The sequence below is a fragment of the Pseudoalteromonas sp. CR1 genome, from assembly GCF_019392235.1.
Lineage (GTDB): Bacteria > Pseudomonadota > Gammaproteobacteria > Enterobacterales > Alteromonadaceae > Pseudoalteromonas.
The window spans coordinates 1-277 of the sequence record NZ_JAHXRM010000192.1 but is presented as its reverse complement, the minus strand read 5'-3'; the positions used below and the strand labels follow the sequence as shown (position 1 = coordinate 277).

1 pseudogene is annotated in these 277 nt (G+C 64.3%); it reads right to left on the bottom strand.

Features of this window, described 5'->3' with window-relative positions:
• Positions 1-277: pseudogene (locus KZZ04_RS19060) on the bottom strand (phosphate ABC transporter permease); the annotation flags it as partial.

Sequence of the window (277 nt, the reverse complement as noted above, 5' to 3'; positions counted from 1 at the left end):
GGCGGTCAGGATGACCACGCGCGTCATGGTCTGCCATGGCGTGGCGCCCAAGGCCAGGGAGCCCAGGGTCAGGCCGCGCGGCACGCTGAACACGGCGTCTTCGGCGATGGAGTAGATGTTCGGGATGACCGCAAAGCCCATGGCCAAACCGACGACCAGGGCGTTGCGCTGGTCGTAGGTGATACCCAGGTCATGGGAGATCCACATGCGCATGTCGCCGCCGAAGAACCAGGTTTCCAGGTACGGGCTCATGTACAGCGAGAGCCAGCCCACAAAC